At 48.6% G+C, this 23,096-nt stretch carries 20 protein-coding genes; 16 read left to right on the top strand and 4 right to left on the bottom strand.

All coding sequences use genetic code 11. The features are described from left to right. The first annotated feature begins 190 nt into the window (after positions 1-190). Positions 191-3,547: a Gfo/Idh/MocA family oxidoreductase gene (locus ACJJIM_RS12555; protein WP_444911129.1), complete on the top strand. Its 3,357-nt coding sequence runs from the start codon at positions 191-193 to the stop codon at positions 3,545-3,547. Next, the gene (locus ACJJIM_RS12550; RefSeq protein ID WP_444911128.1) at positions 3,544-4,737 is read left to right on the top strand and encodes an MFS transporter; all 1,194 of its coding nucleotides are present in this window, start codon (positions 3,544-3,546) and stop codon (positions 4,735-4,737) included. Before ACJJIM_RS12555 ends, ACJJIM_RS12550 begins: the two co-directional genes overlap by 4 nt. An 86-nt stretch (positions 4,738-4,823) precedes the next feature. On the opposite strand, the gene ahpC is transcribed toward ACJJIM_RS12550, so the two are convergent. Next, a complete protein-coding gene (ahpC, locus tag ACJJIM_RS12545; protein ID WP_413662577.1) occupies positions 4,824-5,390 on the bottom strand; it encodes an alkyl hydroperoxide reductase subunit C in 567 nt (188 codons plus the stop codon). A gap of 243 nt (positions 5,391-5,633) precedes the next feature. Between ahpC and ACJJIM_RS12540 the strand changes: the two genes are divergently transcribed. From ACJJIM_RS12540 to ACJJIM_RS12530, 3 genes are read left to right on the top strand one after another with little or no spacing between them, the layout of a single operon-like run. Beyond that, positions 5,634-6,950, top strand: a complete 1,317-nt coding sequence (locus tag ACJJIM_RS12540; protein WP_444911127.1) for a DUF2157 domain-containing protein — start codon at positions 5,634-5,636, stop codon at positions 6,948-6,950. Then, a complete protein-coding gene (locus ACJJIM_RS12535) occupies positions 6,947-7,474 on the top strand; it encodes a GDYXXLXY domain-containing protein (RefSeq protein ID WP_444911126.1) in 528 nt (175 codons plus the stop codon). The genes ACJJIM_RS12540 and ACJJIM_RS12535 overlap by 4 nt, the downstream gene beginning before the upstream one ends. A 19-nt stretch (positions 7,475-7,493) precedes the next feature. Next, entirely contained in the window at positions 7,494-8,105 is a 612-nt protein-coding gene (locus ACJJIM_RS12530) for a CPBP family intramembrane glutamic endopeptidase (protein WP_413662574.1), read from the top strand. Between the two features lie 56 nt (positions 8,106-8,161). Here ACJJIM_RS12530 and ACJJIM_RS12525 read toward each other — a convergent pair whose 3' ends face one another. Beyond that, positions 8,162-8,746 carry an exopolysaccharide biosynthesis protein gene (locus ACJJIM_RS12525; protein WP_282932146.1) on the bottom strand — a complete coding sequence of 195 codons (585 nt, stop codon included), beginning with the start codon at positions 8,744-8,746 and terminating at the stop codon, positions 8,162-8,164. A 382-nt stretch (positions 8,747-9,128) separates the two neighbouring features. Between ACJJIM_RS12525 and ACJJIM_RS12520 the strand changes: the two genes are divergently transcribed. Continuing rightward, positions 9,129-9,728: a CPBP family intramembrane glutamic endopeptidase gene (locus ACJJIM_RS12520; RefSeq protein WP_413662573.1), complete on the top strand. Its 600-nt coding sequence runs from the start codon at positions 9,129-9,131 to the stop codon at positions 9,726-9,728. A gap of 109 nt (positions 9,729-9,837) precedes the next feature. Here the strand turns inward: ACJJIM_RS12520 and ACJJIM_RS12515 are convergent, their stop codons facing one another. Then, positions 9,838-10,485 (bottom strand): NAD-dependent epimerase/dehydratase family protein, encoded by a 648-nt coding sequence (locus ACJJIM_RS12515; RefSeq protein WP_444911125.1) that lies wholly within the window; start codon positions 10,483-10,485, stop codon positions 9,838-9,840. Positions 10,486-10,702: 217 nt separating this feature from the next. Further along, complete coding sequence (locus tag ACJJIM_RS12510) at positions 10,703-11,131, bottom strand: DUF4174 domain-containing protein (RefSeq protein ID WP_444911124.1); 429 nt, start codon at positions 11,129-11,131, stop codon at positions 10,703-10,705. Between the two features lie 279 nt (positions 11,132-11,410). Here ACJJIM_RS12510 and ACJJIM_RS12505 point away from each other — a divergent pair, with 279 nt between their 5' ends. The 10 genes from ACJJIM_RS12505 to ACJJIM_RS12460 all read left to right on the top strand — a co-directional run bounded on the left by ACJJIM_RS12505 (position 11,411) and on the right by ACJJIM_RS12460 (position 22,973). Beyond that, complete coding sequence (locus tag ACJJIM_RS12505; RefSeq protein ID WP_444911123.1) at positions 11,411-12,805, top strand: MFS transporter; 1,395 nt, start codon at positions 11,411-11,413, stop codon at positions 12,803-12,805. A 244-nt stretch (positions 12,806-13,049) separates the two neighbouring features. Next, positions 13,050-13,559 carry a hypothetical protein gene (locus ACJJIM_RS12500; protein WP_282932151.1) on the top strand — a complete coding sequence of 170 codons (510 nt, stop codon included), beginning with the start codon at positions 13,050-13,052 and terminating at the stop codon, positions 13,557-13,559. A gap of 2 nt (positions 13,560-13,561) precedes the next feature. After that, positions 13,562-15,592, top strand: a complete 2,031-nt coding sequence (locus ACJJIM_RS12495) for a tetratricopeptide repeat protein (RefSeq protein ID WP_444911122.1) — start codon at positions 13,562-13,564, stop codon at positions 15,590-15,592. Continuing rightward, positions 15,589-18,723, top strand: coding sequence for a tetratricopeptide repeat protein (locus ACJJIM_RS12490; RefSeq protein WP_444911121.1), 3,135 nt, complete (start codon positions 15,589-15,591; stop codon positions 18,721-18,723). Before ACJJIM_RS12495 ends, ACJJIM_RS12490 begins: the two co-directional genes overlap by 4 nt. Positions 18,724-18,755: 32 nt before the next feature. After that, on the top strand, positions 18,756-19,340 hold the full coding sequence (locus ACJJIM_RS12485) for a tetratricopeptide repeat protein (RefSeq protein ID WP_444911120.1): 585 nt from the start codon (positions 18,756-18,758) through the stop codon (positions 19,338-19,340). Next, on the top strand, positions 19,337-19,657 hold the full coding sequence (locus ACJJIM_RS12480; protein ID WP_238152012.1) for a hypothetical protein: 321 nt from the start codon (positions 19,337-19,339) through the stop codon (positions 19,655-19,657). Before ACJJIM_RS12485 ends, ACJJIM_RS12480 begins: the two co-directional genes overlap by 4 nt. A 69-nt stretch (positions 19,658-19,726) precedes the next feature. Further along, a complete protein-coding gene (locus ACJJIM_RS12475) occupies positions 19,727-20,458 on the top strand; it encodes a MotA/TolQ/ExbB proton channel family protein (protein ID WP_444911119.1) in 732 nt (243 codons plus the stop codon). Beyond that, complete coding sequence (locus ACJJIM_RS12470; RefSeq protein WP_444911118.1) at positions 20,458-21,048, top strand: ExbD/TolR family protein; 591 nt, start codon at positions 20,458-20,460, stop codon at positions 21,046-21,048. Before ACJJIM_RS12475 ends, ACJJIM_RS12470 begins: the two co-directional genes overlap by 1 nt. Further along, the gene (locus ACJJIM_RS12465; RefSeq protein ID WP_444911117.1) at positions 21,045-21,584 is read left to right on the top strand and encodes an ExbD/TolR family protein; all 540 of its coding nucleotides are present in this window, start codon (positions 21,045-21,047) and stop codon (positions 21,582-21,584) included. The genes ACJJIM_RS12470 and ACJJIM_RS12465 overlap by 4 nt, the downstream gene beginning before the upstream one ends. Before the next feature lie 9 nt (positions 21,585-21,593). Next, the gene (locus tag ACJJIM_RS12460; protein ID WP_444911116.1) at positions 21,594-22,973 is read left to right on the top strand and encodes an AgmX/PglI C-terminal domain-containing protein; all 1,380 of its coding nucleotides are present in this window, start codon (positions 21,594-21,596) and stop codon (positions 22,971-22,973) included. Positions 22,974-23,096 lie beyond the last annotated feature (123 nt).

Below are 23,096 nucleotides of genomic sequence, written 5' to 3'. Positions count from 1 at the left end.
TTATCGGCGCATCCTGATGTCTATTGAGCCGCAAAGACGACATATAGAAGTGTTGATCGCGGTCTATACCCTCAGGCATCAAAAAAGAGTTGAGTCGTAAATCAGCGCACATTAGCAATAAGTTAGAAGTGCGAGCCCGGTTCTGACGATCTGGGTAGTGCCAGCGGATGTGAGGTTAAATGTTGCCGCTATGAATCAGAATGTGGTGCATGTCACGGTGGTTGGTGTCGGTCTGCCTGGGGAGTCAATCGGATGGCTGCATTTGTCTCAGCTAATGAATATGCGAAATGTAGTGGTAGATGCGATTGTTGAAGAGTATTGGCTTTCCAGGGATGCCGAGTCATCTAAAAAAGGGATGGTTTTCCGAAATGAGATGGCAAGGCTAAAAGCTCAGTATGGCGATTTCAAAACTTGTTCCTCGGTGGAGCAAATACCTGATGCGCATCCCTCCTTAAAAAATTTGGTTGTTATCTCGGTGAGGACTCCACACGCGAAGGGGGTTTTTGAATCGGTAATTAGTAAAGGATATAGGAATATATACCTAGAAAAACCTGGTGCAGACTCGCTGGAAAAGCTGCGTGAAATGGAAAGGATCGCCGACAGAAACAATGTAAATGTTGTTGTTGGCTATCAAAAGCATATCGCAAATTACGTGGATAGAGCCGAGAGGCTTAACGAGCAATGGAAGTTGAAGTCCAGGAGCGTGGGATTTATTCATCACAACCCGCATCCGGAAGCCAACCTGGAAAGCATCTTTAGGCAAAATTCCGAAGGTATGCTGCTCAACCAGTGTTGCCATGAACTTGAACTCTGTATAGCAAAGTGGAATCTTGCTCCTCACAACATTACTGATGTAGTAGTGAATCGAGATGAAACCGTGCAGAAGCGCTTCGGTGATATCGAGGACTTCAAAAAGCTGTCTTTCACGCTAAAAACTAATCTAGGAGTAAGCTTCTCTTTTCTGGCTACCCGTTGTGAAGGCGTAGAAAATTGCATAGTGATGCGAAAAGGCCTTCGAGGCGACCCTGTTTTTATTCGGCAGGCCATGGAAGATGTGCTTGATCGGGCACTTGAGCTTACTAGAAAAGAAAAGGGAGGGATGTGGTATTGCTACTTGTTTGAGCGAGATTATTACAATCTGAAGCGGCTGTTTATTGAATCCATTCTAGATAGCGATGATGAGAAATACTTGAGCCTGCCGCGACTGCTTCATGCATGTGGTGTTCTCGAATTGGCTGCAGCGATAGAGCCCAGTATTAAGGCTCAATTAAGAGAAGATGAAAGCCATCATTCTATCGTACAAATTTCAGATACTATTTGTCAGGCTCCAACAAACCAAAGAATCTGGTACCACCATGGACTCTTTAATCCTGGTAATAAATTCCTTATAGAACTTCTAAGACCGCCGCAGAACAGAATTATTTGTTGTGTTGATGACAAGGTATGGGAACTCTATGGGAAGGGTATTACCGAGTGGCAAGAGTCCATGGGGATTGAGTTCATCCCGATAGTTATGAAGGGTGGCGAACAGTCAAAAAATATTAATAGTCTTATCAGTATGATTGATGAGATATGGAAGGCAAATCCTCTTCGTTACAGGGAGCCAATCTTAGCTATGGGCGGAGGGGCGGTAACCGATACGATTGGGTTTGTCAGTGCGGTGTGGCGACGGAATACACCCTGGATACGTATTCCAACGACTCTAATGGGAATGATTGACTCCTCTATCGGCATTAAAGTCAGTGTGAACCACAATATTAAGAATGGGATTGGTGCTTTTCATTGTCCCTTGCATACCATTATTGATCCCTCTTTCTTGAAAACTAATCCACAGCGGGTATTAAAAAGTGCGATTGGTGAAATGATTAAGGTTGGAGTGGTATTCAATAAGGATGTGCTCGATACCTTGTCAGCTCAGGGTGCCACTCTGTTGGAAAATAGTTTTTTAGAACCTGATGGCCTGCCGGGAGATGCATCCTATAAACTGCTGATAAATTGTATTGATGCCATGCTGGATAGTATTGCGGGAGACTTAAAAGAAGAGAACTTATCCAGACCAATGGACTTTGGACATACGTTATCCCGCTGGTTGGAGCGTGATGAGGCTTTTAGGTTGATGCATGGTGAAGCTGTGGGCATTGATTGCCTGTTTACTTCGCTGGTAGCTGAAAAAATGGGATTGATATCCAAGGCAGACATTGAGTTACTGTTTGGAATTTACGTGCAGCTGGGACTTGCAGCTAGTGTCAAAGGGCTGAGCCTGGATGTATACAAGACGGCAATAAAACAGATCTCGATTCATCGCTCCGGTACTTTGCGAGCGCCTCTCCCAGCCCCGCTAGGAAACTGTATTTGGGTCAATAAGATAGAGGCGAACTATCTGGAAAGCGCTTGGTATGACCTGCAAGAAAGGCTTACTCGTCATCCAGAGCTCATATTGGATCCTGATGAAATAGCAGAGGAGGAGTATTTACCTAAGCAATTAGACTTGACCAGTCATCAAAGCGCTAAAAAACTACCTTTGGGAAGGCTGCGCTGGGGATTTATAGGCTGTGGAAGAATAGCAAATGATTTTGCATTAGTCCTCAACTACCTGGATTCCTCAGAAGTGTTTGCTGTAGCTTCCAGGGATTTTAATAGAGCGAGAGAGTTTGCGAATAGTTATGGAGCAAGTAGGGCTTATGGCAGTTACCTGGAACTTGTTTCTGATCCTGATATTGACATTGTCTATATTGCAACTATCCCCGAGTTACACCGACAACATGCTGAATTAGCATTAATGGCAGGTAAGCCTGTTCTTATTGAAAAACCTCTGGCGTTAACAGTTGAGGATGCTGTAAGGATTAAAGAGCTTGCCAATAAAAAACAGCTGTTTTGCATGGAAGGGATGTGGATGAGGTTCTTCCCTGCTATTAAATACTGTAGAGATATTATTAGTCTTGGAAATATAGGTAAGGTAAGCCAGCTTCGTGCAGATTTGAGCTTTGACCTGCGTAAGGATGAAGGGTTGCAGTCTCCAAAATGGAAGGTGGGAGCTGGTATGGATGCCGGTGTGTATCCTGTCCACACGGCGCTGATGGTATTGGGTAGGGGGATATCAGACCTGGAGTTCTCTGGGGTGCTGGATAACTACGGTTTCCAGGAGGATGGCGCCGGACTCATTTATGCGCACTTCGATAGTGGATCAACAGCTGTAGTTTCCTGGAGTCATCTGGTTGAGGGTGCGGAAGAGTTGGAAATCTATGGCACAGAAGGGCGGATAAAAGTGTTTGCCCCGGCACATTGTCCAACTAGGGTGTCAGTGACGCGGATCACTGGTGATCGAAGGACAGATAATGAGACTAAGTTGTACGAATTCCCATTACCGAGAATAAGAGGCAGGTTTAATTATCCAAATTCTGAAGGGCTTTATTATGAGGCACAGGCTGTTCAGTTATGCATTGAGAAAAACTTAATTGAATCACCGGATCTTCCTCTTGCCGACTCTATACAAGCAATCCGAATGATTGAAGAGTGTGATCAATATATCAAAAGAAGGGCTGCGTGAAGCGCAACATCTATTGGTTTGGATTGCTGTCATGCTATGGGGCTCTATTTTTACTGGGCTTTGTGGAGGTCTATAAAGCTCCAATTTATCCAAAAATTTTAGATTTTTTTTCTGTTTCCCCAACAAAAGGCTCCACCTTTTTCTTCCTGTCCACTTTTTCTGCCTTACTTATGACTTTGTCAGGGGCTCTCTGGGTGAAAAAAATCAGAGTGATCTCTGGGTTAGCATTATTCGTAGTGTTTATGGGGGTAGGGTCGGTACTTTCAGGTATTTCTGGATATTTGTACTCGTTTACCCTGCTTATTCTGGGCAGCTTCCTCTTTGGTTTGGGTGCCGGAGGGAGCATGGTTTTGATTAATGTGGCAATCCCCCTTTTTGTGCCTGAAAACTTAACTCGTCAAGGTTATTGTGGATTACATAGTACCTATGGGGTTGCCTCCATATTGTCTCCTTTGTTACCTGGGTTGTTATATAAATTTCACTTTGGATGGGAGGGCGGTTTCTATTTGTTTGGGGGGATAGCTGCAAGCATATTATTTTTTATCTTGTCTGGATTAATAAGAAGAAAAGGAAAACTAAGGAAAAATGGGAGTTCTTTTAACCCTGGCGCCTTTAAAGAGGCGAGCCAACGAGATAAAGAACCGAAAGAGTGGTGGATCGCAATTGGTGGTGGGTTTATTGTTTCTGCCTACAACGGCGCTGAACATATATTGGCGAGTAGGATGGTGCTGTTTCTTGAAGCTAGGGGAGGGCACTGGGCCGTTGAGGCGGATATTTTGCTTTCAATCTTTTTCGGATTGCTTTGTTTAGGGAGAGTGGCCTTCACTTTTATCCTGCTGAAGGGAAGTGCTTTTTTTTGGTTGGTAGTCTCCTTTTTATCGACAGCAGCCGTATTTTCTCTGGGCTACTGGGTGAGCCCACTATGGTTCCCAGTGTGTGGATTGACACTATCCTACTTGTTTCCTTATGCCATGGAATGGTTGACACATTGTAGTAAGAATCCCCCTTTTACAGTTTCATTCTCCTTAGGTATGGGGGGAATTTTCTTGATTCTGGCCCATGCTTTGGTGGGATGGTTAGACGAAAGTTACGGAATACAAACCGCAATCTTTGTAGTTCCTGTGTTCCTCTTGGGAGGAGTTGTATGTTGCTTGCTTTTGTCACTTATTGCGAAGCAAAGAAGCCATTAACACGGATTAGCAATATTTGATTAACGACAATGCCCGCCAAAAGGGCGGGCAAGGCCAGTTCCAATCCTGTGAGGGCTTGGGAAGTCTTAAATTTTGCCTACCAGATCGAGAGAGGGGGCCAGGGTTTCCTCACCTTCCTTCCATTTTGCTGGGCAAACTTCACCGGGGTGAGCAGCGATGTACTGAGCAGCTTTGATCTTGCGCAGCAGCTCACTGGCATCGCGGCCGATACCGCCAGCAGTAATTTCCACAATTTGAACACGGCCTTCCGGGTCGATTACGAAAGTACCACGGTCGGCAATGCCTTCTTCCTCAATCATTACACCGAAGTTGCGGGTAATGGTACCGGTAGGATCACCGATCATCGGGTACTGGATCTTACCGATGGTGTCAGAGGAATCGTGCCAGGCCTTGTGGGTGAAGTGAGTGTCTGTGGAGACTGAGTAGATCTCTACACCCAGCTTCTTAAACTCTTCATAGTTGTCTGCCAGATCGCCTAATTCAGTGGGGCATACAAAGGTGAAGTCGGCGGGGTAAAAGAAGAATACGGCCCATTTACCTTTGACGTCAGAGTCACTTACATCGTGAAATTCGCCATTTTGGTAGGCTTTGGCGTTAAACGGCTTGAGTTCGGATTCGATATAGCGGGACATGGTTAGCTCCTTATTGGGTGCCTGGCTCTTAACTTTGATGCCGCTTATGCTATTGACTGATTATCAATAATAGAAATTAACAATTTAAATATCTGAGATAGTTTTCTGCTATCTAGGCAGCTTGGCGATAATTTAGTCTGCAATCCGTACCAATTTGAGGTCGCTGGTTACATCGGGGATACTCGGGACCAAAGTATTAATACCCATTCATCGGGTATGGGTAATTTTTCACAAGGCGCATCTATGCGATTGATTCGGTTGCTTAAGCATGATCTGGCCCGCGAGGCCGGAGATTGGGTTGAAGACGGTGTGATCAGTGAAGCTCAGGCTGAGCAGATCTGTGCCCGCTATGAAGTGGATTACCACCGGGCGCAAGAAAGAACACTTGGATATCGTATTTTGATTGGGTTGGCCTATCTCTTTATCGGGCTGGCGGTGATTACATTGATTGGGGCCAATTGGGAGGAAATCCCCAGAGCGCTGCGAATGGGGGGGCTGATCGCTTTGACCTTGGTGACCCAGGGAGTGGCGTTTAAGGTTTACCTATCTGGAGACAGGAAAGCCGGAGAGGGCTTGTTCTTGTTGGGCAACCTGTTTTTTGGTGCGGCGATTATTTTGATCGCACAGATATACCATTTGGGCGAGCATATGCCAGATGGTATTTTCTGGTGGGCACTGGGTAGTTTGCCATTTGCTTTAATTACCCGCAGCCCGTGGATCGCAGAGCAGTCCTTGCTCTTGGCTTTGCTTTGGTTCTTCCTGGAGTCGAGTTTAGGCTTTTACCCCGCCCTGTTCCCAATTTTCTTGCTGGGGGCCCTCTATATCCTGTTAAGTGGTCGTGCGAGCGTGATTCTCTTGCTGACCTTTATCTTTGGCTTAGGTTTTTGGCTGGAATTTTCCCTGTCAGAATTTTGGCGTTTGCAGGATGGGAAATTTAGTGCGGATATTTATCCAGAGAACCTTGCTGTTGCAGTCTCACTCTTTATCCTGATGTATTGCTTTGCCCATTGGTTGGCAACTCGCCCGTCGGCGGTAGCCAAGGACTACGCAGCAGTAATCTCTATTTGGTGCCTTCGGTTTACTTTAATTGGCTTACTGATTTTTAGCTTTGAATATCCCTGGGAGGAGATGATAGAAGCCCCCTGGAGTCACCTACCTTCTATGTGGGCGGTAGTGGGGACTATGTCTGCTGTGTCGATAGTGTTGGCGCTGCTGTCTCAGAGGTTGCTATTCGGGCTGGGGTTGTGCGGTGTTTTTGCGGCAGTACTTGCGTTCGTAACAAATGCCAGCTCCAGTGACTACGCAGTTTGGTTACAAATTTTTACAAACTTCGCCCTGATTGCCTGTGGAATCTGGTTGATCTTCAGGGGTATTCACGATGGTATCTCACACTACTTCTTCCTCGGAGTTATGGCGGTCCTGTTGACGGCTCTGCTGCGCTATATTGACTTGATTGGCGACTATATAGGTGCTGCTCTCCTGTTTATTCTCTTCGCAGTTTTATTGCTGGCAGCAGCCAAGTATTGGAAATATCACCAGGCGGGGGGAAGTTTGCGATGAAACGTAGAGTTGTGATTGGCCTGGTTGCCGCCATTGGCGTGCAGTTTTTTATACTGTTAGGAATGTATATTAAGGCTCAAATGCCGCTGTGGACGGGCCAGCCTGTCTCAGTGAAAACTGTTCCTGTAGACCCGCGCTCATTATTTCGGGGTAACTATGCCCAGTTGAGTTACCCCTTTTCCACTTTAGATAAAGCCTTGTTTAAAGGGCAGGGACGGTTGCGTCAGGGAGAGGTGGTTTATGTGGGCTTAGAAAAAGGGCCATCCGGATTGTATGAACGCGCCTCTGTCAGCCTTGAAAAACCACAGGGCGGAGTCTTTGTTCGAGGGCGGGTAGCAGGCCAGAATTTTTGGAATTCATCAGATAGCTACCGGATTCGCTACGGTATTGAAGCCTACTTTGCTCCGAAGGAAAAAGCCCTGGACCTGGAAAAACAACTGCGGGACGGAGGAGTGGCTGAATTGATGATTTCTGCGGATGGGCGAGCGAGCTTGAAGGTTGTCAGAGGCTCAGGAAATCAATAGGCAAAGGGAAAAATCAGGAATGGAAGCGATTGGTCCGGCACGGCGCAGCCTGCCGGTTTTCTTTTTTTTAATGGATATTCAACTGGGCTGTCTATTGCTTGCGGCTCTGGGTCTCTACCTTGTGCCAATGGAAGTTTCATTTATTGGTGATACGGTTTGGCTGCAACTGCTGTTGGGATTGTTAGGCGCTATTGTCACATTTGCGGTAGTACTGACATTGGCTCGTTCTGAGACGCTATTTGGGAAAATGCTGCGGCTCCACTGTACTCAATTGACTCCGCTATTTTCCAAGTTGTCCCCACCACAGATGGTATGGGTTGCTTTAGCTGCGGGTGTTTGTGAGGAGCTGTTGTTTCGCGGTTTTCTACAGTCTTGGCTCTCCCAGCTCAGTACGCCATTCCTCGGTTTATTGGGTGCATCACTGATATTCGCATTACTGCACTGTGTTTCCTGGGTGTACTTCTTCCTTACCTTTATGATTGGGCTTATTTTAGGCATTTTCTACCAAATGTCCGGGGGCTTGGTGGGGGCGATTGTTTGGCATGCGGTATACGACCTTTTGGCAATTTTCGCCATAGTGCACTTTCCCCATTTGCTCGGATTAAAAAATCAAGTCTTAAAGCGAGGGTAAGTAGCCAGCTTTGGTCTGGAGACCTGCAGAGATATTACGGAGTTACTCGCGGGCTCCTAGATCACGGCAACGATCACCACTAGTACCAGGGAGGCCGTTAGGATAAAAGCAATAAGCGCTAAGAGTCCGTCTCGAGCTGCCAGCGATAGCCCAAAAATGGTGAGAGCGAGACCAGCAGTTGAGGCAGAGAAGGGGATTACTTCCATTATTGGCAGGGTCAATGCAATAAAAATGCAGGTTCCAGCAATAGCGTAGGTGCCATATCGGCGCACGATAAAATCCATCCGTGGCTGAATCCAGCGGTCGGCAAATCGGGCGGGCTTTTCCATCCAGTGCAGGGCATCCATCAGCTTCTCGCTTGATATGGAGCGGTTGATTAACCACTGTGGAAGCCAGATATAGTTGCGCTTCATCAGCAGTTGTAGGGCAAACAGTAGTAGCAATACGCCCATCGCGGTAGACATTCCGGGAATACCGCTCAGAGGGGAAAACAGGATCAACCCGATAAGGATAAGGAATGGGGCAAAGGATCGAAGCCCCACAGCCTCAATAACATGCTGGATGGAGATTTTCTCCTGCCCCTGACTTTTCTCCTCAATATCCTTCAGCAGCTGGCCCAGTCCTATGATTTCTTGTGTCATGGTTGGAATTAGTTGCTGTGTAGTTTCTTTGCAAGACAATCTACTGATAAGAGGGCTGGAAACCGGGTAGTCTCTACGAGCTATCCGGTTCCAGAGATATTGTCGAGCATAGCACTGTGACTGGCTTTTCGGCTAAAGTCAGGCAGTTTTTCAAAGGGGATAAGCTGTCTGGCGTCAAACTAAACGGATAGAGATAAGCTGTTGGCGGAGGATTATGCCTGTCATCATTTTCTGTTAGATTATTGCCGATGGCGGGTTTGCTTATTTCGGCTGATTGAATTTCGATGTGGTTTCTAGTTGGAACGGAATCCTAAGGCAGTCTATTTAGGTACTGAGCCACTCGACTACCTCGATAAACTACTAATAAAAAGGACGGTCACAAATGGATGCTGTTGACCAAACAAAAGGGAATCCACCAGTTTTTCTTTTATTAATTGGCACTCAGGTTGTTTGCTTGTTGCTGGCCCTTCTGGGCTTTTATCTGACTTCACTCAAGGTAGTGATCATTGGTGAAAGTGTAGGGTTGCAAGTAATAATTGGCATCATTGGTGCTATGGCTACCTACGGTGTGATGTTGTCGTTAACTCGCTCAGAAACGACCCTTGGCAAGTCAATGCGGCGTCAATCGATCGCCCTGATTCCGCTATTTTCGCGATTGTCTTTCTTTCAACTGCTGTTGATTTCTATTGTAGTCGGAATTTGTGAAGAGCTTTTGTTTCGGGGTTTTTTACAGTCCTGGTTGTCAGAACTTAGTTCGCCATTGTTGGGGTTACTAATTTCCGCAATTGCATTTGCGCTACTTCATTTCTCATCGTGGACCAATTTCTTTCTGACTTTGGGAATTGGTGTGGTTTTAGGAGTGGTTTACCAAGTGTCCGGAAGTTTATTGGGAGTAATAATTTGGCACGCAGTCTACGATGCAATTGTCCTTATTGTTTTGACTCAATACCCGCACTGGTTAGGGATTAAGATAAAAGAATAACCGCAATTTTCGGGAGCGATTTACTTGTTTTAAGCTCCCGAATTTAACCTTTGGGGTTTAAGGAGCCTCCCAGACCCGCAGGGACATTGTAGAATTACTCGGAGGCTCCTTAAGCATTGAATAGCTCATCCAAACGCAGGGTCTCAATCCCTGTTCGTTCTTGTCGACTTAAATAAACCATTTTTTTGGCTACTTCACGCCCCTCAATGGGTCTATAACGTCTCAGCCCCGGCAGCATACAAATTACTGGTAGGAGGGTGCCTCCGATTTTCTCACCGGGGCGGGCATTTGCACGATCTCCGAGAAGTAGGGAGGGTTGCAGAATACTGATGCGCTTAAATGGAAGTTTCTTGATTTTCTCTTCCAGCTCACCCTTCATACGTAAGTAAGCACTGGCGCTATTGGCATTGGCCCCGCTGGATGAAACCAGTACGTAATGGCTGACCCCCGCCTCCGCTGCCAATTGGGCCGCTTTGTATTGATATTCAACGTCAACCTTGTACTGGGCGGCTAGGCTGCCGGCTTGCTTGCGAGTGGTTCCCAGGCAGGAAAATAGAGTATTTCCCTGAAAAAGAGGGGCAGCCTCCTCCAATCGATCAAAATCGACAATATGATTATGTATTCTTTGACTTGCAGTGGCTTTGGGGCGTCGAGTGAGGGTAAGTACTTCATCAAAGACTTCTTCACCAGCCAGTTGCTCTGTGAGATGGCCACCGATAAGGCCCGTAGCTCCGAGGATAATGGCTCTTTTGCTCATTGGAGGTTGATTTCCATTGGGTAGATGTTCGCAAGGCTAATAGCGTACTTTAGCGCAAAGATGTCTATGTTTGTTAAAAGTTGCCAGCTGGAAAGGGTGTCTGGTGAGCAAAGAAGGCCGAAGCGTAATTAACTGAGGGAAATCTAACTCTGGGATTCCTCAGTAATACTGGAGGATACAAAAATTCTCTATCAGATTGTGGATGTTCAATAATTGTTCACTGTGCAGATCCTTGCTGCATCTCATTGCGTCGCATGGGCATGCTGTCGATACGTTGAAAAATTTCGACGGCTGAGAATTTATCGGCTTTATACTTTACTTCCCCATCCTTCCCTATAAGAAGTACTTGCATTGCTGGTCCTTGCAGATATTTTTCCCGTACATTTTTAGCAAAATTGTCTGTGACTTTACCGGGAAAGTTAGTCTCAAGGGTGTCGTTAGAGAATAGGAACCATATCAAGTTTCTCTCTGCAAACTGCGGCGCTAACTTGAGTAATTCATTGATTGTGCTATTGGGATCTTCCGGGATATTCAGTAATAGAATGCGGTTTTTCCACTGGAAATCTTTTAGGTCGTTCACCGTAGATCCCTGGGCGAATGTAGAAGAAGTCAACAGAACCAAGACAAGCACAATGAACTTATGCATTTACTAATCTCATCTATTAGCGTGATCTTAGGGGGCTCAGTAGGCTATCCAATCACTAATTCAATTTTCCGGTGCTTGGATGTCCTTTAAGCATAAGATATGAGCTGCCAGTTACAAGGCAGATGATGATCCGTATCCACAGTGAAAACTGACTAGTCAAAAGGCGTGTAAATGAGCGAGTGGTCTAGGCTCTAGGCGGGAGTATTAAAAATATATCGCAAGCTAATTAGGTTCTGAAGGATTACCTGAGCGGCTCGGGTGTCGAGTGAATTACGCAGTATGGCTAAACAGAGCGGCAAAATTACACGAGATCAGTACTTGGGGTTGGCTGCATTAGTTCTCGCGGCCTTCCTTATTAGTAATGACTATACCGCTTTTGCCCCCGCACTACCTGCCATCGAAAGAGAATTCAATGCAGACATAACTAGCTCCCAGTGGATCATTAACGGCTACGCCTTGGTTTTTGGTGTTTTCATCATAACCGGTGGCCGCTTGGCGGATATCTATGGCCGCCGCAGAGTATTTATGATTGGAGCGGGAATATTCGTTTTCTTTGCCGTGCTGGGTGGCTTGGCAATGGATATGTGGATGTTATTGATATCCCGCGCATTGATGGGAGTGGGTGCGGCATTGATGTGGCCGTCCACTTTGGCAATGACTTTTAATTTGTTGACCTATGAAAGGTCAGGGTTGGCGGGTGGTATCCTGATGGCCACCTGTGGGTTAGCGAATGCAGCTGGACCAGTTTTGGGTGGGGTGCTCGCAGATTTTTTCAGTTGGCGATGGATTTTCTTCGTTAATATTCTCCTCACTCTGGCAACAATGCTGGCTTGTTGGTGGGCAGTGCCCCCCGATAAACCTCGTGACACCGAGGAAAAAATAGACTTCTTCGGTGTGCTACTATTATGCACCTCGCTATTTTGTTTGCTTTTTGCACTGGATGTTTCCGCGGAAATTGGTTTCAAGCATCCTGTGGTTATCAGCCTGATCGTTGTGTTCCTGGTGTTGCTCTGCCTGTTTACCATCGTGGAGTATCGAGTTGGTAAAGATGCCCTGATTCCCCCTGATATTGCAAAGAACCGGAAGTTCCTAGCGGTAGGTGTTACGACACTCCTAATCTCGGTAGTATTCCTATCGGCAATTCTCTATGTCCCCCAATTTTTGGCGAATTTTCGTGGTTACTCAGCATTTCAGGCCGGTTTATCTTTGGTCCCTTTAATGGTCGTATCGGGGCTGGTTGCTATTATCTCCGGCCGCTTCTATGAGCTAGCTGGACCAAAATTACTCGTCTCATTAGGTATTTTGGGGATGAGTGTTGGAATGTTCATGCTCTCGAACCTGACTTCGGACACGGGTTTTCTGGATATGTGTCCGGGCTTGGTCGTGTTGGGAGTGGGTATTGGGCTGTTCAATCCATCCAGTACGACTGCGGGTATTACGGTGGTGGAACCTCACCGTGCCAGCTTGGCAGGCGCTATCCTCTATATGTTTAAAATTGGTGGCGGTGCGGTTGGTTTGGGTATGAATGCTACAATCATTGCCTTCGCTCCAGATATACCTTCGGGTATAGATAGAGCTTTTACAGTAAATGCTTACCTAGCCTTGGTTGGTTTGATTGTTTGCATGTTCTTTGTGATCGGTAGGCCAGAGAGCCAAAGCGGAGAGCTTTCTTGATCGCAAGTGAAGTGCGTCTCACTTCTTTTGTGCTGTAGATCTCTTTTATTTGCTGGAAGTGCTTTTTTCAAAATTTATCCATTCTTTGAGTTTTTGTGAGATTTGAATTTCCTCACATCTGATTAACCCTCTATTCAATACAATGCCGCAGCTCAAGGCTCTGTTGTGCCTGGGTTTATTGCGGTCCTGTTCCAGATTATCTGACAGGAATTGATAGTTTAGGGTTGGGTCGGAGGTAGGCCACATGTTCAGAATTCTTCAGATTGTACTTTTCTTTCTGTTGGCCAGTACTGGGCATGCTCAGACTATTGATAGAGATGATATCCGTGGCCTGGATGAGCAGATCCAGGATGTTAAGAAAGATGTTATTGATCTCACTGCTGAGTTGTCACAGCTGGAGGAAAAGCTCTTATTCCCCTCTAATACGCAGGTAGCTCTTTTTGTCTCGGTGGCTGATGAAAAGCCCTTCGAGCTGGAGTCGGTTGAGGTCACACTGAATGGCAAATTAGTTGCCCATCATCTCTATACCTACCGGGAAATTGAGTCCCTGCAAAAAGGTGGGGTACAAAAAATATACACTGGCAATGTGCAAGTGGGTGGGCACCCATTAGAGGTTAGTTTTCTCGGTAAAACCCCATCAGGAAAAGAGTATCGAGCCACAGCTTCCTACACTGTAGAGAAGGCAGTGGGTCCTAAATTTGTCGAGATTAAGGTTCTGGGAACCGAGTCCACGATAAACTTCAAGGACTGGTAATCATGCTCAGGTCCCTGGTAAATGTGTTGTCCTGTCAAACCAGGGTGATGCTTGGTGCTCTATCCCTTTGTTCTTTGGCTGCTCTCCCCGCTGCAGCGGCGACTGAACCGCAGGAAGAACTTAAAGACCTGTTTTTCGGTGCGGCAATGTTTCATGCCCATCAGGAAAGTTATTTTGATGCGATTGTGGCACTGGACACAGAACTTGCTCAGTATCACCGCTTAGATCAGCCCGAACTCGATCCTTTCAGTGCGCACTTGGGGCAAGCTGAGTTTTCGGTGGGTGACTTGGAATTGTCCTACCGAATGCACAGGGAGGCCGGGCGGGCTATTGAGGCTGTACTGCAGGGAAATGTTTCCCAGCCGGTGCGCAATGAAGCCGCGTATCGACTGGCAAAAATTCACTATCACAAACAACAGCCGCGCAACGCCTTACACGCCCTGGAAATGATTGATGGGCGGGTTCCCGAGAGGGTCCGTGCAGATGAGCAGTTTTTGCGTGCTCGAGTCTATATGCAGCTCGGTCGATTCGAGGAGGCCGTAGAACTGCTGCAAGACCTGAAGGGTGAAGAGTCGCTAGAGGGCTTTGTTTCCTTCAATTTGGGTATTGCCCAACTGAAGGCGGGAGAAGAGGAGCGCGGTGTTCTGGAGTTGACTGCACTGGGAAGAAAGCGCAGTTCAGAGGCGGCCCTGCAGGCCCTTTACGATAAAACCAACCTCTTATTGGGCTCCCATTTAATGGAGCTGGGCAAGCTGGATATGGCGCGCCCCTATTTTGATCGTGTAAACCTCGATGGCCCTTTTTCAAATAGGGCGCTGCTGGGTGCTGGCTGGGTAGAGGCCCGCGCGGGTCGCTATGACCGGGCACTGGTGCCCTGGAAACTGTTGCAAGACCGCAAAGGCACCAGTGAGCCAGTGCAAGAGGTCATGTTGGCGGTGCCCTATGCCTATGGCAAATTGGATGTCCACAGTACCGCTGCAATTAACTACGGCCGCGCATTAGACGCGTTCGGGCGCGAGATTGATACCCTCACTCAGTCTATTCATAGTATTCGCAAAGGTAAGTTCCTTGAGGCGTTGCGTCGTAAAGAGGCTACCCAGGTACAGAACTGGGTAGTGGCCTTGCGCAATTTACCGGAAGCCCCCGAGACCCATTACTTACTCGACCTGATGGCGTCCAATGACTATCAGGAATTTCTGCGTAACTATCGCGACCTCAACGATTTATATGAGCGCAATGAAGAGTGGCTAAAAAGCCTGACAGCCTACGAAGATATTATTCGTATTCGCCGCAACTATTACGAGCCCCTGTTGCCGGAGCTGGACAGGCAATTCCGGGAGCTCGACGCCCGTATCAAGCTGCGGATGGAGCAGCGCGATCAGTTTGCCAGTCGTATAGAGCAGATGCTGATCTCCCGCCGCCCAGAATACCTGGCAACCGCCGAAGAGCAGGAGGCGCGATTGAAGCTCCTGGAACTTAGCGGAAAAATTGCTGAGCATCCCCAGGGCTTTACTGAAACTACTTTGGAGCGGGTTCAGCGGCTCAAAGGTGTATTGGACCTGCGTCTTTCCTTTGAGTACGACCAGCGTTTGACCGAGGCCTACAAACACCTGGCGGAATTAAACCAAGAGATCGAAAGTCTCCAGTCTGTTTACGACTCCTTTGTGCGCAGTCGCCAGGCGGCAACTCACAGCTATACCGGTTACGACCGCGATATTACTCGTTTGCGCGCGCGTATCCAGCAAACCCAACGGCGACTGAAAACCCTGATGGCCCGCCAGGGCACCATGCTTGAGGCATTGGCAATTGCCGAGTTGGAACGCCGTCGCGCGCAGTTGGAGAGTTATCAAATCAAAGCCCGCTTTGCTCTGGCAGACAGCTACGACCGCGCTAATGAGCTGCAGGAGCAGCGTGAAGATGAATTTAAGGTAGAGCAGCACAAGGCGCTGTTGGAAGAGCAAATCCCTGAGGAGAATCCAGCGGAGATGGAGCCGGTGGAGGAAGAAGAATCAGCAGAGGGAGGTGATTCGTGAGTAAGTTGCTCAAATCTAAATCTCAAGCTGGTAAATCTCTCAATCGTGCCGTCGGTCTTCTCTCTGCACTTATAGTGCTAGGGGGTTGTGCGGGAAACAGCGGTAAGACCATCGGCAGCCTCCAAAATGTCGAAGTAGAAATTAAGGAAGAGCATATTGATGGCAGCCTGGAGAAGGCACTGGCCAGCTACCAGAAGTACTTGCAGGAAACCCCTGAATCCAAGCTGACCCCCGAGGCGATGCGCAGGATTGCCGACCTGAAAATCAAGCAGGCACACCGCGCTGAAGATGCAGAATTCGATAACCTTGCTGGAGTTGCTGCTGGAAGCGGGGCGGTGATCTCTGTCGATGCGTCAGAAGCTATGGCTGAAAATACCCTGGATGCTCCAGAGACGACAGCGCCGGTGGCGAAGGTAGAGCCGGTAGTGACTGAGGCGCAGGCCCCAGGGGTTGTCGAGTCTGATGAGGAGTTTGAAACCCGGGCTAGTGGCAGCATAGAAATAGCTGCAGATGAAACCCCGCTTGAAGCGCCGGGCGTTGATTCTGAAGAGATGATGTCAGCCAATGCCCGCGAGGCCATCGATCTCTATATTAAATTGCTGCAAAAGTACCCCCTGTATCACCGCAACGACCAGGTGATGTATCAGTTATCCCGGGCTTATGAAGAGGCGGGAGAGATTGACGCAGCGGTGGATGTATTGCGCCAGCTGGTGGCCAACTATCCGGACTCGCGACATATCGATGAATCCTGGTTCCGGTTGGGCGAATACTATTTTACCCGCAAGAAGTTTCTCGATGCGGAAGAGTCCTACGGAAAAGTTATCGATATTGGTGTGATATCCAGTTTTTACGAGCTTGCCCTGTATAAACGCGGTTGGGCGCTGTTTAAGCAGGATATGTATGAAATGGCCCTGGATGACTATATCGCCATGCTGGATTACAAAGTCTCCCAGGGATATGACTTCGACCAGCAAAACAATAAGGGCGAGCGCAAGCATATTGACGATACTTTCCGTGTGGTCAGCTTGAGCTTTTCTTACCTGGAAGGCCCTGATTCGGTTGTCGATTACTTCACCCGCAAGGGCAATAGAGAATACGAGTTCCGGGTATACAGCCAGCTGGGTGAATATTATTTGGAGAAGCGTCGCTACCAGGATGCGGCAAAATCCTATATTGCGTTTGTTGATCGAAACCAGTTACACAGAGTATCTGCGGATTTCTCAATTCGTGTTATTGAGATCTACAGTAAAGGCGGCTTCCCCAAACTGGTGCTGGAAGCGAAGAAGGATTTCGCCACTACTTATGCACTTAATGCCGATTACTGGACTGTCTTTGATATTAATGAATACGGAGAGGTGGTTGCCTTCCTGCAGACCAACCTGATCGACCTCGCCGGACACTACCATGCGGCTTACCAGAATAAGAAGTTAAAAGACAAGAAGGCCGAGAATTATCGCGAGGCGATTCACTGGTATCGCAGCTATCTCGATTCTTTCCGGGAAACTGAGCGCGCACCGGAAATCAATTATCAGCTTGCCGGATTGATGTTGGAAAACCGGGATTTCCATGGTGCAGCTCTGGAGTATGAGCGCACGGCCTATGAATACCCTGCGCATAAGGATTCCAGCGAAGCAGGCTACGCAGCGGTTTACGCTTATCGCGAACACCTGGCTAATAACTTAAAAGATGCAACGGATGAGCAGCGTGCACCACTATTGCGGGAAATTATCCGTTCATCGCTGACATTTGCAGCCGCATTCCCTGAACATGCCAAAGCCCCTCAGATCATGCTCGGAGCGGTGGAGGATCTTTACGGGTTAAAAGACTATGCCCCGACAATCGCCAATGGTCGATCACTGTTGGAGCAGTTCCCCGCTGCGGAGCAGGAGATTAGACGTTCTGCCTGGCTGCTGGTGGCTCACGCTTCTTTCGATACTGCGGCCTTTGCGGATGCAGAAATCGCTTACGGTGAAACTTTGACGCTGACTGCCCAGGATGCAAAGGATAGGGCGGGACTGGTAGATAACCTGGCGGCTTCCATCTACCAGCAGGGTGATATGGCCCGTAAGCAGGAGGATCATGCAACCGCAGCGAGCCATTTCCTGCGTATTCGAGGCGCTGCACCTGGCGCGACCATTCTGGCTACGGCGGAGTACGATGCTGCCGCATCATTGATCGTTCTTAAGGATTGGGTACAAGCGGCAACGGTATTGAATAACTTCCGCAGTCACTTCCCGGAGCATGAGCTGGCGAAAAATGTCACCAAGAAGTTGGCAGTGGTTTACCAGGAGAGCGGTGAGCTGTTGCTGGCAGCTGCGGAATTTGAGCGTATTGAGCGGGAATCCGAGGACGATGAAATACGCCGTGAGGCCTTAACCCAGGCGGCAGATCTTTACGCAGCGGCAGAAGATAGCGCTAAAGCGCTGTCTGTTTTGCGTCGCTACGTCGATTATTTCCCCGAACCCATGGAGCCGGCGCTGGAGACCCGCCAGAAAATTGCCGATATCTACAAAGTGTCCGGGAATCAAAAGCTTTATATGGCAGAGCTTCGTGAACTGGTGAAAGTTGAGTCCCGCGGTGGTTCCCAGCGCAGCGACCGCACCCGTTATCTCGCAGGTAATGCGGCCCTGCTATTGGCTGAACCCAGCTTTGAGGCTTTCACCCAGGTGGATTTGGTTGCGCCTATCGAGAAAAGCCTCAATCTCAAGCGCAAGCGTATGAAAGCAGCCACCCGTGCATTTACTGACCTGATTGATTATCAGGTGGCCGATGTGACCGCTGCGGCAACCTTTTACCTGGCTGAAATTTATCTCCACTTTAGCGTGGCCCTGAAGGACTCTGAACGTCCAACCAACCTGAATGCCCTGGAGCTGGAAGAGTATGAGTTGGCATTGGAGGAGCAGATTTACCCCTTCGAGGAAAAAGCCATTTCTGTTCACCAGAAGAATGTCGAGTTGCTGGGCGTCGGTATTTATAACCCCTGGATTGATAAAAGTATTGGCAAGCTTGCCAATTTAATGCCCGCTCGCTATGCACGGGCGGAAGAGGCTGGTGAGTATCTCCAGACTATTGTACCTCTGCCGCCAGAGCCGGAATTGCCCTCTGCGGGATCAGCAGTTTCGGGTCAGTAATAACAGGCATTTGCCTTTTGGAGTGGAAAGTTATGCAAAAACAAATGCGTTTGTTTTTTCTGGTGGGCTTAGCCTTGTTGTTAGCAGCTTGCGCCAGCACCCAAACCAAGTCTGGAAAAATCTCTGATTATTCTTCGGTGCGGGTATCGGGCAGTGTGAGTCGGGACTTTGAGCGATCCCTGGAATATCTTGCCGAGCAGGATTATGTGAGTGCTATTGAACTTCTGCAGTCAGTGGTGGAGCGCGAGCAGCGCCTTCCGGCACCCTATATCAATCTGGGTATTGCCCACTACAAAAGTGGCAATGAGGCAAAAGCGGAAGAGGCCTTTTTAAAGGCATTGGCGCTGGACGAAAAACATCCGGTGGCAACTAATGAGCTGGCTGTTCTCTACCGAAAGCAAGGGCGCTTTGCCGAGGCGCGAAAAATATATGTGAATGCTTTGGCAGAAAATCCAGAATATCTACCTTTGATAAAAAATCTGGGCATATTGTGTGATCTGTATCTGCAAGATCTCCAGTGTGCTCTGGCACAATTCGAACAATATGTTCAATTGGAACCAGAGGACCGGGATGTCACTATCTGGTTAGCTGATATTCAACGGAGGGCTGGTAAATGATTAAACTTCGTTGGGCTTTGCCATTCGTGGCCAGCTTTATGGTTTTCCCTTATGCCTTGGCTCAGTCTGAGGGAGAGGAGAAAAAAGAATCTACCGATAAAAAGGTGGATTCAAAAATTAAGGAGTTGTCGGGTATTTCTATTATCGGTAACAAGGAAGCCCCTAAGTCTCTCTATATTGTCCCCTGGAAAAGTTCCGAAGTGGGTGTCGAAAGCGACCTTGTCTCCAGCTTGATGGATGACAAACTCAAACCGCTCGACAAGGAAGTTTTCATGCGTGAGTTGGAGTTCTACCAGCTCAGCCTGTCCGGCGATTAACGCCATATAGACTCCGGCTATCGCCGGAGTAGCACCAAGTTTTAGCTGTATTTCTCAAGAGGGTTTGTAATGGGCTTTTTCAATAACGTCATCGAGTTTTTCCAGACGGGCGGTACTTTTATGTACCCGATTCTCGTGGTTGCCGCACTGGGTGGTGCTGTGGCTATCGAGCGCTTTATCCGCCTGCATTTGGAGCGCCGCAGCAACCGCAATATGTGGGATAAGCTGCAGCCTGTATTAGCTTCGGGAGACTTCGATCGCGCTCGCAACCTGGTAAAACAGGACGAGTCCAGTGTGAGTAAATTACTGTCTATGGGGCTGGCCCGGCAGGGGGCTGTTCGCCGTCGTGAAGATATCGAAATCGCGATGGAAGAGAGCATGATGGAGATTACTCCACAGCTGGAAAAACGCACCCCTTACGTAGCTTTGTTTTCCAATATCGCGACTTTGCTCGGGCTTCTGGGAACCATTATGGGTCTGATCGAAGCCTTTACGGCGGTAGCCAATGCCAACCCGGCAGAAAAAGCAGACCTGCTCTCCGCCAGTATTTCCGTGGCGATGAACACCACCGCCTTCGGTCTAATGACTGGTATCCCGTTGTTGATCGTCCACGCACTGTTGAACTCACTCACCGGTGAAATTATCGACAGCCTGGAGATGGTCTCAGTAAAAGCATCCAACCTGATTGATGGTGCAACCCGTCGCCGTTTTGAAGTGGAGCCCGAAAAATCCAAGCCGTCTAGTGAAAAAACTGCCCCAGCTAAAACCAATCCAGTAGCACAGCAAGCGGAAACTGCGTAATGAGAAGGCGGCGCCACGGGCGGGATAAAGAAGCTCCTGAGCTGGATATCACTGCTTTCTTGAATTTGATGGTGGTATTGGTGCCTTTTCTATTGGTATCGGCGGTATTTTCGCGGGTGACAATTCTCGAACTGAATATGCCGAGTGGTGCCGGTGGTGGAGCACCGGATGATCCCACGGTTACGGTGGAGGTAGTTGTGCGAGAGCAGGCCGTGGAAATCAGTGATGGTGAAAAGGTTATCGCACGTTTCCCCAACCTGAATATCGATGGCGAGGGTGAAAATGCTCCTATTGAGGCTTCCGTTGGAGCAGATACAGAACAGACTGAGATTCTCGCTGTGCTGCCCACAGCAGAAGTGTATGACCTTAAAAAGCTCACGCAGTTTTTGTTGGAAGTTAAGGCCAGTTATCCGGAAAAAACTGATTCCATCATCCTGATGGAGCCCACAATCGCCTATGAGCATTTGGTGGGCATTATGGATACTGTGCGCGGAGCTGAAGTACGGGTTGAGGGGAGTGATCCCAGTGATCTGGATGCGGTGGAAAAGGTGGTTTTATTTCCTGATATTTCCATAGGAGATGCGCCATGAGAAATGAAAGCCGACGCATGAAGCGTATGGCGCGAAGCCATAAGCGCAAGAAAACCTCGGGCATGAACCTGACTTCCCTGATGGATGTTTTTACGATCCTGGTGTTTTTCCTGCTGACTAATACCTCCAGCAATGAAGCGCTGGAGCCTCCCAAGGTGATTACCTTGCCGGACTCAGTGGTGGAAACCAAGCCCCGGGAAACGGTGACCTTGATGGTGACCTATGATGAAATCCTGGTGGAGTCCAACTCGATAATTGCCACCTCCGAAGTGTTGGAAAGTGAGGAAACCATTATTGCGGCCATTAAGGAAGCGATGGTTGCAGAGCTGGCCAAGGCAATTGGAGTTGCACAGGCCTCGGCAGATTCAGGTGAGGGTGATGTCGAGGGGGGGCAGGATCCAGAACCACCGGAGGTCAATATTCTCGCGGACAGAGGCATTCCGTTCAGTTTGCTGAAAAAGGTGATGTCCAGCTGTACAGACGCTGGCTATACCAAAGTTTCACTGGCGGTTATTCAGAAAGCATCTCAGGGTTAATGGAAGTTTGTGAGTAATTTTCTTCAACAACAGCGGGCGGTAGGTGAGGCGCTTGAGGCGGTTCACCATCGCATGCAGCTGCTCGAGGATGAGCGGCACCAGATCGAAGAGAAGCTGGCTGAATTACAGGACCAGGGGTCCAAGTACCAGTTGCTCGACGAGATTTCCGAACGCCTGCGCAAGCTTGAAGAAGCGGGCGCGGGAGAAATGTTCTGGGCGGAAGATTATCGGGAGAATGCTTCTGCGCAGGTTATCGAGCGGATCGGTCAGTCGACGCGCAGTTTCAACCAGAGCCTGGAGCAGCTGCGCGATGAGCGCAGTGCTATACAGAACAGCATAAGCGAGTGCCAGGAAGAGGTCTTTGCGCTGGATGAGCGCGCGGATGAGCTGCGCCGCGAGGAGGAAGAGTCAAAGTTCGAGTTCGAGATAACACGGGAATTCGAACAGCCTAAGTTCCGCCCTATGGTGATGCCATGGCACAAGCAGGGCGAGGACGAGAAGCGTTTTCGCCGCTGTGTCTTTGCCTCACTGTTTATCGCCGCCTTGCTGGGCTACCTGATTCCTCTGTATACGGTGCCCCAGCCCGAGTCTCAAATAGTGGAAATTCCCGAGCGTTTGGCCAAGCTGGTTATTGAGAAGAAAACCAAGCCCAAGCCACCGCCGGAGCCAGAAAAGGCCAAGCCTAAGAAAGAGGAGAAAAAGCCAGAGAAGAAGCCTGAGCAGAAGGTAGCCAAGCAGGACCCGAAACCTTCCAAGGCGGAGAAAAAGCAGGCGCGTAAAAAAGCTGAGCGATCCGGTGTTCTCGCCTTTAAGGATAACTTCCAGGACCTGATACAGGATGATCTGGATAACCGCCTCGGCCAGCAAACCCAGCTGAGCACAGCCGGTAAAAAAGAGAACCGCAGTCAGCGCTCACTGATCACTGCAGCATCTACCGCGGGAAGTGGTGGTATCAATACGGCAGAGTTGAGTCGCAATGTGGGTGGATCTGGTTCGGACTTGGGTGGCGTTGCCTTTGCGCGAGTGGAAAGTTCTATCGGTACTGAAGGTGACTTTGCCGGTGAGGACCGTCCTCTCAGTGATGGTGCTGGACCGTCGCGGACAGATGAGGAAATCCAGATTGTTTTCGATCGCTACAAGGCCACCTTGTACCGTATCTACAATCGTGAGCTGCGTAATAATCCCGCGCTGCAAGGTAAGATGGTGTTGAAGATTACTATTGAACCCAGCGGATCGGTTTCTGCCGTGAGTGTAGATTCCAGTGATGTGGATTCGCCGTCACTCAATGCAAAAATTGTGGCTAGGGTCAAACGATTTAACTTTGGTGAAAAGGCCGGGGTACCGACCATAACCATTCTTTATCCGATTGACTTCTTCCCACCAACCTAGGCTGATAATTGGCCGGAGCCCGCTAATTGTGGGTTCCGGTCGTTTCAAACTGATGAAATTTTCGTCATGCCTGTTCATTTATTATTTGTCCGTTCTGGACAAAAATTTTCCCTCACTGAGGGC

The sequence above is a fragment of the Microbulbifer maximicatervae (SeqCode) genome (assembly GCF_052467615.1).
Note: the sequence above shows the minus strand (reverse complement) of the source record. Positions and strands in the feature narration are given on the sequence as shown.

What these genes read in the sequence shown, in the direction of transcription:
- ACJJIM_RS12555 (WP_444911129.1), top strand. Translation starts at nt 191, where the DNA reads ATGAATCAGAATGTGGTGCATGTCACGGTGGTTGGTGTCGGTCTGCCT.
- ACJJIM_RS12475 (WP_444911119.1), top strand. Translation starts at nt 19,727, where the DNA reads ATGGGCTTTTTCAATAACGTCATCGAGTTTTTCCAGACGGGCGGTACT.
- ACJJIM_RS12505 (WP_444911123.1), top strand. Translation starts at nt 11,411, where the DNA reads ATGGCTAAACAGAGCGGCAAAATTACACGAGATCAGTACTTGGGGTTG.
- ACJJIM_RS12465 (WP_444911117.1), top strand. Translation starts at nt 21,045, where the DNA reads ATGAGAAATGAAAGCCGACGCATGAAGCGTATGGCGCGAAGCCATAAG.
- ACJJIM_RS12520 (WP_413662573.1), top strand. Translation starts at nt 9,129, where the DNA reads ATGGATGCTGTTGACCAAACAAAAGGGAATCCACCAGTTTTTCTTTTA.
- ACJJIM_RS12530 (WP_413662574.1), top strand. Translation starts at nt 7,494, where the DNA reads ATGGAAGCGATTGGTCCGGCACGGCGCAGCCTGCCGGTTTTCTTTTTT.
- ACJJIM_RS12500 (WP_282932151.1), top strand. Translation starts at nt 13,050, where the DNA reads ATGTTCAGAATTCTTCAGATTGTACTTTTCTTTCTGTTGGCCAGTACT.
- ACJJIM_RS12540 (WP_444911127.1), top strand. Translation starts at nt 5,634, where the DNA reads ATGCGATTGATTCGGTTGCTTAAGCATGATCTGGCCCGCGAGGCCGGA.
- ACJJIM_RS12525 (WP_282932146.1), bottom strand. Translation starts at nt 8,746, where the DNA reads ATGACACAAGAAATCATAGGACTGGGCCAGCTGCTGAAGGATATTGAG.
- ahpC (WP_413662577.1), bottom strand. Translation starts at nt 5,390, where the DNA reads ATGTCCCGCTATATCGAATCCGAACTCAAGCCGTTTAACGCCAAAGCC.
- ACJJIM_RS12480 (WP_238152012.1), top strand. Translation starts at nt 19,337, where the DNA reads ATGATTAAACTTCGTTGGGCTTTGCCATTCGTGGCCAGCTTTATGGTT.
- ACJJIM_RS12535 (WP_444911126.1), top strand. Translation starts at nt 6,947, where the DNA reads ATGAAACGTAGAGTTGTGATTGGCCTGGTTGCCGCCATTGGCGTGCAG.
- ACJJIM_RS12510 (WP_444911124.1), bottom strand. Translation starts at nt 11,131, where the DNA reads ATGCATAAGTTCATTGTGCTTGTCTTGGTTCTGTTGACTTCTTCTACA.
- ACJJIM_RS12515 (WP_444911125.1), bottom strand. Translation starts at nt 10,485, where the DNA reads ATGAGCAAAAGAGCCATTATCCTCGGAGCTACGGGCCTTATCGGTGGC.
- ACJJIM_RS12470 (WP_444911118.1), top strand. Translation starts at nt 20,458, where the DNA reads ATGAGAAGGCGGCGCCACGGGCGGGATAAAGAAGCTCCTGAGCTGGAT.
- ACJJIM_RS12485 (WP_444911120.1), top strand. Translation starts at nt 18,756, where the DNA reads ATGCAAAAACAAATGCGTTTGTTTTTTCTGGTGGGCTTAGCCTTGTTG.
- ACJJIM_RS12495 (WP_444911122.1), top strand. Translation starts at nt 13,562, where the DNA reads ATGCTCAGGTCCCTGGTAAATGTGTTGTCCTGTCAAACCAGGGTGATG.